Annotated in this window: 7 protein-coding genes; 6 read left to right on the forward strand and 1 reads right to left on the reverse strand. The window is 71.7% G+C overall.

Annotated elements, in window-relative coordinates; all coding sequences use genetic code 11:
• Nucleotides 1-169: 169 nt before the first annotated feature.
• Together VED21_RS04190 and VED21_RS04195 are read left to right on the forward strand one after the other, a co-directional pair.
• Nucleotides 170-1117: a lysylphosphatidylglycerol synthase transmembrane domain-containing protein gene (locus VED21_RS04190; RefSeq protein ID WP_324881061.1), complete on the forward strand. Its 948-nt coding sequence runs from the start codon at nucleotides 170-172 to the stop codon at nucleotides 1115-1117.
• Nucleotides 1118-1130: 13 nt separating this feature from the next.
• Complete coding sequence (locus tag VED21_RS04195) at nucleotides 1131-2561, forward strand: hypothetical protein (protein ID WP_324881062.1); 1431 nt, start codon at nucleotides 1131-1133, stop codon at nucleotides 2559-2561.
• 4 nt (nucleotides 2562-2565) lie between these two features.
• Here VED21_RS04195 and VED21_RS04200 read toward each other — a convergent pair whose 3' ends face one another.
• The gene (locus VED21_RS04200; RefSeq protein WP_324881063.1) at nucleotides 2566-4944 is read right to left on the reverse strand and encodes a carbohydrate-binding domain-containing protein; all 2379 of its coding nucleotides are present in this window, start codon (nucleotides 4942-4944) and stop codon (nucleotides 2566-2568) included.
• Nucleotides 4945-5662: 718 nt separating this feature from the next.
• Between VED21_RS04200 and VED21_RS04205 the strand changes: the two genes are divergently transcribed.
• The 4 genes from VED21_RS04205 to VED21_RS04220 are packed head-to-tail and all read left to right on the forward strand — an operon-like array spanning nucleotide 5663 to nucleotide 11908.
• A complete protein-coding gene (locus tag VED21_RS04205) occupies nucleotides 5663-7087 on the forward strand; it encodes an undecaprenyl-phosphate glucose phosphotransferase (protein WP_324881064.1) in 1425 nt (474 codons plus the stop codon).
• Between the two features lie 29 nt (nucleotides 7088-7116).
• Nucleotides 7117-8262, forward strand: a complete 1146-nt coding sequence (locus VED21_RS04210) for a glycosyltransferase (protein WP_324881065.1) — start codon at nucleotides 7117-7119, stop codon at nucleotides 8260-8262.
• Nucleotides 8259-10538: a GumC family protein gene (locus VED21_RS04215; RefSeq protein ID WP_324881066.1), complete on the forward strand. Its 2280-nt coding sequence runs from the start codon at nucleotides 8259-8261 to the stop codon at nucleotides 10536-10538. Before VED21_RS04210 ends, VED21_RS04215 begins: the two co-directional genes overlap by 4 nt.
• On the forward strand, nucleotides 10535-11908 hold the full coding sequence (locus VED21_RS04220; RefSeq protein ID WP_324881067.1) for an O-antigen ligase family protein: 1374 nt from the start codon (nucleotides 10535-10537) through the stop codon (nucleotides 11906-11908). Before VED21_RS04215 ends, VED21_RS04220 begins: the two co-directional genes overlap by 4 nt.
• The last annotated feature ends 118 nt before the right edge of the window (nucleotides 11909-12026 follow it).

Here is a 12026-nt window from a genome sequence, read left to right on the forward strand (position 1 = left end):
AGAAGCCCCTCTCCCTTGACGGGAGAGGGGTTGGGGAGAGGGTGGTTTCGGGCGGATGCCCGGACAAAATGCCCTCGTCAGCGGCTTTCCAGCCGCCATGCCCCCTCTCCCCAACCCCTCTCCCGCGAGGGGAGAGGGGCCTTAAGCCGTTCTTCCGGACCGTGGCTCCATGAAACGGGCCGTGCACATCGCCGTCGGCCTGCTGATCCTGGCCGCGCTCTACGCGCAGGTCGATCCGGGGGCGGTGGCCGGCAGCTTGGCGCGCAGTTCGCCGCTGTGGCTGGCGGCGGGGCTGGCGGTGTCGGTGCCGATCACCGTGGTGATGGCGCTGCGCTTCACCCTGCTGTTCCCCGCCGGGCGCGGCATCGGGTTGGGGGAGGCGGTGCGGCTGGTGCTGATCGCCGGCACGCTGAACCTGATCCTGCCGTCCAACATGGGGCAGATCGCCAAGGCCTACCCGCTCAGCCGCCGCAGCGGCTTTCCCCTGGCCCACGCCGTGGCGACGGTGGTCGCCGAGAAGGGATGGGACACGGTGGCCCTGCTGCTGTGGTGCCTGTTCGGGTTGCTCGCGGCGGGCGCCGCCGTGCCGTTCCGCGCTCCGGCGCTGGCCGTGGTCGCGGCGCTGCTCGCCGCCGGGCTGGTCGCGCTGACCTGGGCCGGGGTGACGCGCATCGCCCTCCTCGCCGCCGCGCGCCGCCTTCCGGCGACGGCGGGAAGCCGCGTCACGGCGCTGGCCGACGCCTGGGGCGGGGTGATCGGCCGCTTCTGGGGCGATCGGCGGCGGGCGGCGGCGGTGGTCGGGCTGTCGCTGCTGATCTGGTTGCTGTCGCTGGGACAGGTGTGGCTGTTCACCGTGGCGCTGGGCGCCGGGGTGCCGTTCCTCGCCTGCCTGTCGCTGGCGCCGCTGGCGATCCTGGTCGGGCTGCTGCCGGTCACCATCGGCGGCATCGGCACGCGCGACGCGGCACTGGTGCTGCTGTTCCAGCCGTTCATGGACGCCGGCACGGCGGCGGCGCTGGGCGTGCTGTGCACCCTGCGTTACCTGCTGCCCGCCATCGCCGGCCTGCCGCTGGTCCGCGATTTCCACGGCCCCGCGCAGGCCATGCCGGACCGTTAGGAGGGGAACGGCCATGCCCGACCGGACCGCCACCATCCCGGCCACCATCCCGGCCACCGTCGCGGCCACCGTCGCGGCGCTCGCGCTCTCCGCGGCGCTGCTCTGCCTGCCGGCCCTGTACAACGGCTTCCCGCTGGTGTTCAGCGACACCGGGACCTACATCGCCCAGGCGCTGCAGGGCTTCGCCGGGGGCAACCGGCCGGTGTTCTACAGCCTGTTCATGATGCCGCTGCACGGCGGCGGCGTGACGCTGTGGCCGGTGGTGGTGGCGCAGGCGCTGATCGTCGCGCACCTGCTGCACCTCGTCCTCCGCACCACCGTGCCCGGCGCGGGACCATGGTGGACGCCCGCCGTCACGGCGCTGCTCACCGTCGGCACCAGCCTGCCCTGGCACGCCGGGCAGCTGATGCCCGACGTCTTCACCTCCGTACTGGTCCTGGCCGCCTTCCTGCTGGGCTTTTGCCTGGACCGGTTGAGCCGGGTGGAGGCCGCGTACCTCGTCCTCCTCGCCACCGGCGCCGTGGCCGTCCACTTCTCGCACGTGCCGCTGGCGGCGGGGTTGCTGCTGGTGGTGCTGGCGGTGCGGCTGGTCCGGCGGGATCCGGTGGCGGAGACGCTGCGCGCCGGGCTGGCGCTGGCGGCGCCGGTGGTGCTGGCGGTGGTCGCCATGGTCTCCGTCACCAAGGCCGCGCATGGGGAGGCGCGAATGGCCCGCGACGGCGACCTGTTCCTGCTGGCCCGGATGCTGAGCGACGGCCCGGCCCGCGACTATCTCGCCGACGCCTGCCCGGCCAAGCCCTACCGCCTGTGCCCCTACCTGGACGGCATCACCCCCGATTCCAACGATTTCCTGTGGAAGACGGACAGCCCGCTCTACAAGGCCGGCGGCCCGCAGGCGGTGCGGGAGGAGGCGGGGGAGATCATCCGCGGCACGCTGGCCGCCTACCCCGGCCGGCAGGCCCTGGCGGCGCTGCGCAACTTCGCCACGCAGTTCGTCACCGCCCGCAGCGCCGACCGCCTGCACCCCTTCCTCGGCGCCGACGTGCAGCCCGACCCCAGCATCCGCCAACACTTCCCCGCCAGCCACGCCGCCTACACGGCATCCCTGCAAAGCACCGGGCGGCTCCCCATCGACGCCATCCGCCGCCTGCACGGCCCCCTGACGCTGGCCGGCGCCGCGGCGGCGGTGGCGGGGCTGGCGTGGTTCCTGCGCCGGGGCGACCGGCACGGGACGGCGCTGTTCGTGGTGATCCTGGCCGGGCTGGCGGGCAACGCCTTCATCACCGGCGCCTTGTCCAGCGTGCGCGACCGCTACCAGTCGCGCGTGGTGTGGCTGGTGGTCTTCTTCGCCCTGGCGGCCGGCCTGTCGGCCTTGCTTTCCCGGCAAAAGGAAAGGGGCCGGCAGCGCGCGCTGCCGGCCCCCGAAGGTGTGCCGAACCGTTGACCCGTTAGCCGGCGTTGGTGCCGGACAGGTCGTGCTGATCGAACAGCGGGTCGGCGTGCAGGGCATTGAGCGCCGCCGCGTCGAAGGTCGTGGCCTGGGCCGCAACCGCCTCGGCGGAGACCGCCGGCGCCTGCTGCATGGCCACGTGGTTCCACAGGTCGACCGAACCGGCTTCCGCCGGGGCCGCCGACGCCACCGGCGCCGAGGCGTGGAAGTAGTCCTTGGTCGGGTTGAACGTCAGCGTGCCGTTCCACCACATGCCGGTCTGGCCGGGGATGACGTCCTGGCCGTCCAGGGCGTACTTGTCGTAGGTGACGCCGGTGGCGGTGGAGGCCATGGCCTTGCCGTCCACGGCGATGCCCTTGATGTGCAGGTTGCGGTCCACGCCGTTGACCACGGCGTCGTTGTCGTACTGCACCTGGATCTTATGCGCCGCGTCCTGCGTCAGGCTCGCCTTGAAGGTGTAGGGCTGCGAGGTGGTGGTGTTGGCCGTGGCCTCACCGATCTGCTTGCCGTCCACCAGCACCTTGAAGTGCCCGCCGACGCCGCCCGCCAAGTTGGAATGCGCGTTCACCGTGATGGTGTTCGTCGCCGTCCCGCCCGTCGTCGGGGTGGTCGTGGTCCCCAGGCCCGGCGCGATGACGTTGGTGCCGACCTTCAGCGCCGACGACGTGACGTTGTCCAGCGTCAGCACGGTCTGCGAGGCGCCCGCGCCCGTCGGGCCGTCCACGTCCACGCGCACTTCTGTGCTCGTGCCGACCTGGACGAAGCTCAGCCCGTTGGCCGGCAGCGTCTTGCCCGCGGCCTTCAGCACGTCGATCATCGGCGTCAGGTCGATCTTGTCCTCGATCGCCTTGAAGTCGACGACGCGGTCGGTGCCGGTGCCCAGCTTGTCCACCACGAAGGTGTCGGCACCCGCCTCGCCGAACAGCTTGTCGTCGCCGCCGCGGCCGACCAGACGGTCGCTGCCCGCACCGCCCAGCAGGACGTTGGTGGCGTCGTCGCCGCTCATGGTGTCGTTGAAGCCGCTGCCGACCACGCGCTCGAACATGGTCACGCTGTCCGAACCCGTCCCGCCGGTCACCGTCTTGGCCAGCAGGTCCACCTTCACCGCCGCCGTCCCGTCCGACAGGTCCAGCGTGTCGTAGCCGGTGCCGCCGTCCAGCACGTCGTTGCCCGAGCCGCCCTTGATCAGGTCGTCGCCGGCCTGGCCGCTGATGGTGTCGTTGCCGCCCAGGCCCGACAGTGTGTCGTTGCCGGTGGTGCCCGCCAGGTTGTCCGCACCCGAGGTGCCGACCGAACCGGTGCTGGGCGTCGGCGCCGGGGTGGGCGTCGGGGTCGGGGTCGGCGACGTCGGCATGGAGCCGGCCGTGCCCGACCACACGCCGTCGGTGTCGTTGCTGGTGTTGACCAGCCCCTCGCCCTGGCCCGAATTGACGCGCAGCCAGTTCGTCGTCTCGAAGACGTTGTCCTTCAGCGTGATGTTCTTCGTGTTGAACACGTCGTGGTACATCGAGCTGCGGGCCAGCTCGACGGTGGCGCCGTAGCTGTTCTCGGGGTGCAGGAAGTTGTTCGTGGCGATCGAGTTCTGGGCGCCGATGAACATCAGCGCGCGCTGGCCGACCGAGTGCACCTCGTTGCCGATGACCTGGATGTCCTTGGCCTCGTAGGTGTCGTAGCCCGGACGGAAGAACTCCACGCCCGTCCAGCCGCCGATCTTGATGGCGTCGACGTCGGCGTCGTGCACCAGATTGCCTTCCACCAGCACGCGGGTGGAGCCGCCCTTGACGGTCAGCGCGTTGTCGCTGGTGACGCCTTCGATGTGGTTGTAGGCCAGCACCGAGTCATTGGTGGCGACGAAGTCGATGCCCTGGCCGCCCGAGCCCTTGGTGTGGTTGTTCACCACCCAGATCTTGTCAGCCTGGGAGATCTTGATGCTGTCCTGGCCGCTGCTCAGCACCGTGTTGTCGCGGATGACGACGTTCTTCACCAGCTTGGAGAAGTCGCTGCCCTGCTGCGAGAACTGGATGCCGTTCGAGTTGCTCGCACCATCGACCGTGAAGCCCTTCACGACGATGTCGTGCACGCCCAGGCCCTTGACGGTGGACACGCTCTGGTCGGTGGCGCGGATGGTGGCCTTGCCGGCGCCGTCGGCGGAGATCAGCTGGATCGGGGCGTCCGGCGTGCCGCTGTTGTAGAAGCGCACGTTGCCGTCGTACGTGCCCGCCTTCACCATCACCGCGGTCCCCGGCGTCGCCTTGTCGAGCGCCGTCTGGATCGACCGCAGCGGAGCGGACTCGGAGCCGCTGTTGGCGTTGTTGCCGGTCGGGGAGACCCACAGATATCGGGTCGGCGTCACGTTCGAGAAAAGAATTTCGTTCACGTCGAACTCCATGCATGTCGCTGCATTGCTTGTGGCCAGGACCATAGCGAAACACGCACTGAGCCAGTGAGGGCTATATTTGAGGCATTTTTCGGTGACTCTCATATCTCATTCCCGCTAAAGGCCGTAGACTCCAGGAACGCCACCGCTGTATTGCCACCTCATTCGATATCTTGGCGCGGCCAGCACCCGCAAGGCGTTCGAGGGATGTAGGCCTGCGCCCGACGGGGGCATCGCCGGTGCCGTCCCCGACCGCGAAAGGCGAATTTCTCTCCGTTTGGGACTCCCTACCTGTACATACCGCTACCTTTAGGACTCCCAACCCGTAGCCATCCGCCGAACGGGGGTGACCGGCGCGGTGACGGCGGCAAGGCATCGGCCGAATTCGGTACGGCCGCACACCCACTCCGCACGATGACGGACCGTCGCATTGCGAATTTACCGGCCTGTGCGAATGCCGCACTGTTTTCGGCGAAGAAATCACCCGTCATCTCGGAAGCAAGGACAGCCGTGCCGACTACGCAACTGTTCCGAGAAGGCCACAATGGCTGCATTCGATATGAATGGGCGCCGCTCCAACGCCAGCTCTCGACTTGAGGGCGGCACAACGGTTGTGTGCGGCCAAATACAGAAAACAACAGGGAAAGAGGAACGGGCGACATCGCCCGTATCCGTCTCCGTCCCCGGCGATCAGGCGCCGCCCGGCGCCGACGGCCCTTTGCGCTCCGCCGGGCTGGCGGCGCAGGCGCTGGTGCTGGCCGGCGACCTGATCGTGCTGTCGCTGGCCTCGGCCGCACTCGTCGGGCCGAAGGTGGCGTGGTCGACCGTCGCCCCCCCGGCCCCGCCCGGTGCCGGCGCGGGCGAAGCGGCGGCGGTCGCCGCCGCGGCCATGGCCGGCCTCTATGCCTTCAAGCTGCTGGGCCTCTACCGCCTGGAACGGCTCGACCGCTTCGCCGACCAGATCGTGGCGCTGCTGCTGGGCAGCGGCGTCGCGGCCGTGCTGCTGCTGGCGGTGGATCGCTGGCTCGCCCGGTCGGGCGGCTGGCCGGGCGACCGGGTGGCGGTCTGGTTCGTCATGGTGGCGCTGGGCACGCTGCTGGTGCGGCGGATGTGGGCGCAGGAGATCGCCGGCTGGCGCCGCGCCGGCCGCTTCGCGCGCCGGGTCGCGGTGGTCGGCACCGGGGAGGCGGGCGGCGGCGTCCTCGACCGCCTCGCCGCGCGCGGCCCGGCGGCCATTCAGATCGTCGGCGTCTTCGCCGACGGCACCGGGACGCCGCCCGCCGCCGTGCGAGGCCAGCCGGTCCTGGGCAGCCTCGACGAACTCCCCCGGCACCTGCGCGAGCATTCCGTGGACGACGTGATCGTCGCCCTGCCGTGGGCGTCCGGCCCGGACCTGCGCGCCGCGATCGAGGCGGCGTGCCGCCTGCCGGTGGACGTCTGGCTGCTGCCGGACCCGCGCGACGTCCCGTCCGGCGCCGTGGCGACGCTGCGCTTCGCCGGCCTGCCGATGCTGCACGTCGCCCGGCGCCCCCTGGTCGGCTGGAACGCGGTGACGAAGCGGGCGGAGGACCTGCTGCTGGCCGGCGGGCTGCTGCTGCTCACCGCGCCGCTGATGGCGCTGATCGCGCTGGCGATCGTGGTGACCGACCGCGGGCCGGTCTTCTTCAAGCAGGAGCGGTTCGGCTTCAAGAACCGGGTCATCCGCGTGTGGAAGTTCCGCACCATGTACGCCGACCGCAGCGACCCGTCGGGCGGCCTGCGCACCGTGCGCGGCGACCCGCGCGTGACGCCGCTCGGCCGCTGGCTGCGCCGCTTCAGCCTGGACGAGCTGCCGCAGCTCTTCAACGTGCTGCGCGGCGAGATGTCGGTGGTCGGCCCCCGCGCGCACGCCGTGGCCATGCGGGTGGGCCACGTGCCCTACGACCAGCTGATCGCCGAATACGCCGCCCGCCACCGCGTCCTGCCGGGCATGACCGGCTGGGCGCAGGTCAATGGACTGCGCGGCGAGATCGACACGCCGGAAAAGGCCCGCAGGCGGGTGGAGTACGACCTCGCCTACATCGACAACTGGTCGATGCTCCTGGATCTCAACATCATCGCCCGCACCGCGATGATCATCTTCAAGGACGAGAACGCTTACTGAGGAACGAACTGGCTTCGAAAGAAAACAGCATGCAGCCGATCACGCTTTTCTTGCAGGACCTGAACGGCGGCGGAGCGGAGCGCGTCATGCTGCAGCTCGCCAACGGGCTGGCCAGGCGCGGGCGGGCGGTGGAGCTGCTGCTGGTCAACCCGGTCGGCCCCTATCGGTCCGCCGTGGATCCCGGCGTGCGCGTCGTCCCGCTGGGTGCCGGACGCACGCTGGCGGCGGTGCCGGCCGTCGCCCGCCACCTGCGCGCCACGCGCCCGGCGGCGCTGGTCGCGGCGCTGCCGCACGTCAACGTGGCCGCGGTGCTGGCCCGCGCGCTGTCGGGCACCGGCACCCCCGTCATCCTCACCGAACACAGCCAGCCCGGACAGGCGCGGCGCAACGCCAGGACGGCGGCCGTGCGGCTGGCGCACCGCCTCGTCCCGCTGGCCTACCGCGCGGCCGACGCGGTGGTCGCCGTGTCCGGCGGCGTGGCGGAGGAGCTGGCCGCCCTCACCGGCCTGCCCCCCCGGCGCATCGCCGTGGTCCCCAACGCCGTCGTCTCCGACGACCTGCTGCGACGCGCCGCGGAACCGGTGGAGCACCCCTGGTTCGCGGACGCATCCACCCCCGTCATCGTGTCGTGCGGGCGCCTCGCCTGGCCGAAGGACTTCGGCACGCTGATCCGCGCCTTCACCCTGCTGCGCCGCGAGCGGCCGGCGCGCCTGATGATCCTGGGCGAGGGGCCGGACCGCGCGGCGCTGGAACACCTCGCCGCCCACCTCGGCGTGGCCGGCGACGTCGCCCTGCCCGGTTTCGCCGGCAACCCCTTCGCCGTCATGTCCAGGGCCGCCGTCTTCGTCCTCGCCTCGGTTTCCGAAGGCATGCCGACCGTGCTGATCGAGGCGATGGCCTGCGGCACGCCGGTGATCGCCAGCGACTGCACCGTCGGCCCGCGCGATCTGCTGGAGGGCGGGCGCCTCGGCCGGCTGGTCCCCGTCGGCGACGCCGAGGCGCTGAGCCTCGCGCTGCGCGCCACGCTGGACGGCCGGCCCGACGTGGAGCCAGCGCGGGCCAAGGCGTGGCGCCATTCCGTCGACAACGCCGTCGACGCCTACCTCGACGTGATGTCCGGCTGCGGCGGCGCACGCCGGGGTTCCAGGGACGAAGCCGCGGGAGAACGCGCATGAAGACCTTCCTGCCCGACACCATCGACCTGGGCGACCTTCCCGCCTCGCCCGGCGCATCGGGCCCGACGCTGGGCATGCACCAGCTGTTCAAGATGCTGCGCCGCAACATCTGGCTGCTGATGGCCATCGTCACGGCGGTCACCGTGCCGGCCGCCTACATCGTCCTGTCGCTGCCGCCCTACTACACCGCCGCCGGCTCGCTGATGGTGGCACCGTCGGAGCCGACCGCCTTCGATCCCCAGTCGCTGTTCACGATCAAGCCGGAATCGGTGTCGGTGAACAACGAGATCCAGGTGCTCTATTCGCCGGAGCTGGCCGGCCGCGTCGCCGCCCGCACCGGCTTCACCGGGACCGAGGCGGCCAGCGAGCCCGACCCGCTGACGCGCGCCATCGCCGCCGTGCGCGGCGCGGTGCGCGCGGCGAAGCGGACGATCATCGAATGGATGGGCCTGCCGCAATTCGAATCGTCCGGCGGCCGCACCGACCCGGCCACCGAGGCGCTGCTCGATTCCCTGAAGGTGCGGCCCATCGAGCGCTCCCGCGCCGTGGAGGTGCTGTTCACCTCCCAGGATCCGGAACTGGCGCGGCGCATCGTCGACACGCTGATGCAGATGTACCTCGCCCAGCAGGTCGACAACCGCATCAAGGCCGTGCAGGCCACCAGCCTGTGGCTGTCCCAGCGCCTGGAGGAGCTGCAGGCCCAGGTCCGCCGCCAGGAGGAGGCGCTCGAAGCCTTCAAGGCGCAGAGCGCCCCGGACAGCAGCAACCTCTCCCTCATCCAGGCGCAGATCGCCGAAAGCAACGCCCAGCTCGCCCGCGCGCAGTCGGAGGCCGCCGGCTTCCTGGCCCAGCGCGACCGGGCCGAGGCCGCGATCCGCCAGTTCGGCCCGCGCGGCATCTTCGGCGTCATCCGCTCGCCGCTCGCCGACTCCCTGCGCGAGCAGGAGACGCGCCTGCGCGCCTCGGAAGCCGAGGCCAACAGCGGCTACGGCACCTCCCACCCGCGGGTGCGCAACATCCGCTCGGAAATCTCCATCGTCTCCAACCAGGTGAACCGCGAGGCCGCCGACCTCTACACCCAGGTCGAGACGGCGGCCGCCATGGCGGCCGGCCGCGTGCGCGCGCTGGAATCCACCCTGGCCGGGCTGCACGCCAAGGTGCAGGCGATCGGCGCCACCGCCGCCGAGCAGCGCGCCCTGGAACGCGAGGCGGAGGCCAGCCGGCTGGTGCTGAAGCGCTTCCTGGAACGCTACGAGGAGATGGAGCAGGGCAGCACCAACCAGTCCAACGCCTGGGTCATCCACTCCGCCTTCGTGCCGTCGCGCCCGACGGGGCCGAAGACCAAGCTGCTGCTCATGGCCGCCTTCGCCGGCTCGCTCGTCCTCGGCCTCGTCGTCGTGGGCTGGCGGGAGCTGGTGCGCCGCGGCGTCGCCGGCCACGACGACGTGGAGGAGCTGCTGGGCCGCCCCTGCTTCGGGCTGGTGCCGCGCCTGCCCGCGCACGGCTTCGCCGCCCGCCCGCCGCAGGACCACGTGCTCGACCACCACTTCTCGCCCTACGCCGAGGCGCTGAAGCACATCCTGGTGTCCATCGACATCGCCGCGGCGGACCGGCCGCGCGGGCGCACCGTGCTCGTCACCTCGGCCCTGCCGGCCGAGGGGAAGAGCACGCTGGTCGCCTCCATCGGCCGGCTGTGCGCCGCCATGGGCGGGCGGGCGCTGGTCATCGACTGCGACCTGCGGCGCCCGGCCATCGCGCGCCTGCTGAAGGTCCCGCGCAAGGCCGGCCTTGCCGAATACCTGGAGGGGTCGGCGACGCTGGAGGAGACGATTTCCGAGGATTCCAAGTCCGGCCTCGTCTTCATCTCCGCCGGGGCGGCCACGATCCAGACCTCGGCCCTGCTGCAGTCGCGGCGCATGCAGGACCTGATCGAACTGGCGGCGCGGCGCTTCGACATCGTGCTGATCGACGCCCCGCCGGTGCTGGCGGTGCCGGACGCGCGCGTGCTGGCCCGTCACGTCCAGGTCTGCGTCGTCGCCGCGCGCTGGCTGCGCACCAAGCGCTCGGTCCTGAAGATGGCGGTCGACCGGCTGGCGCAGTCGGGGGCCGCCAGCCTGGGCGTGGTGCTGTCCAACGTCGACCTGGGCAAGGCCGCCGTCTACGGCAGCGAGTCCATGGAGTACCTGTCGGACGTCCGCGGCTACGGCGCCACCTCCCGGCTGCGCGCCATCACCATCGACGGCGGCGCCATGGACGGGCGGCAGGCCGCGCCATGAGCCTTGCCGCCAGCCCGCGCTCCGCTCCGCCCGCGGCTCTCCGGAGCGCCGACCACACCGCCATCCGCACCGCCACCCGGACCGGCCCGACCCGCGAACAGCGCGGGCTGGCCGGCACGGCGGAGACGGTCTTCCTGATCCTGACCCTGCTGCTGATGAGCGGCGCGCTCGGCCCCTTCTACGTCGACAGCACGGCGGACAAGGAGCTGAGCGAGGGCAACCCCGTCTTCCAGCTGCTGTCGGGCACCGTCTACGTGATCGCCGCGGCACTGCTGGTCGGCCGGCTGGGCGAGGCCGCGCGCCTTGCCCGGCAGAACTGGCCGCTGGTGGCGCTGGTGGGCCTGGCGCTCCTCTCGGCCACGTGGTCGGCGACGCCGGAGGTGACGTTCCGCCGCGCGACGGCGCTGGCGCTCACGCTGATGCTGGCGTTCTGCCTCGCCTGCCGGCTGCCGCCGGCCCGCTTCCTGCGCCTGCTGGGCTGGGCGATGCTGATCGTCGCCGTGGGCAGCATCGTCGCGGCGCTGGCCGTGCCGTCGATCGGCAAGCACACCGTCGCCAACTTCGCCGGGCTGTGGCGCGGCCTGCTGCTGCACAAGAACTCGCTGGGCCGGGTCATGGCGCTGGCGATCATCGTCTTCTGGTTCCTGCGGCGCGACCGCTCGTCCTGGCAGTCGCTGAGCTGGATCGGCATCCCGCTCGCCGCACTGCCGCTGTTCATGTCGGACTCCCGCACGGCGTGGCTGTCGCTGATCACCGCCATGGGCTCGCTGCCGCTGGCCTACCTGCTGGGCCGGCGGCGGATGACGCGCGCCGTGCGGGTGCTGGGCGTGGGGCTGGCGGTGGTGCTGGGCGCCGTCTTCGTCGGCGCCGTGCTCGACCCCATCCTGCAGCTCAGCGGGCGCGACCTGACGCTGACCGGGCGCACCACGCTGTGGGCCATGGCGATCGAGGCCGGCTGGCAGAACCCGCTGCTGGGCGCCGGCTACCGCTCCTTCTGGACGGAGACGGGGGCGGCGGCGGTCTATGAATCCCTCAGCTACCGCAGCGGCCTGATGGGCAACGGCCACAACGGCTATCTCGACGTCTGGCTGGAGCTGGGGTTCGCCGGGCTGGGCGCACTGGCCGTGGTCGTCGCCGTGGCGCTGCGCCAGGCGGCGGCGGCGATGGTCGCCACCGGCCGGCCCGGGCACGCCTGGTACTTCGTCGTGGTCGTCTTCCTGCTGGTCTACAGCGTGACCGAGCGGGTGCTGCTCCAGCACGGCGACATCGCCTGGCTGATCTTCACGGTCAACGCCCTCTACCTCGGCCGCTGGGCGGCTCGGCACAAGGCCGCCACCCGGCAGGCCCCAAGAACGGAGGTCCTGCGATGACGGGACAGCGCGTGATCTGCGTCGCCTCGTTCATGAACCACGCCGGCGCGCAGGAGGCGCTGGTCCGCCTCGCCCGCCTGCTGCGCGCCCGCGGGTGGGAGGCGGAGGTGTGGTTCCT

Source organism: Azospirillum sp. (assembly GCF_035627195.1).
Lineage (GTDB): Bacteria > Pseudomonadota > Alphaproteobacteria > Azospirillales > Azospirillaceae > Azospirillum.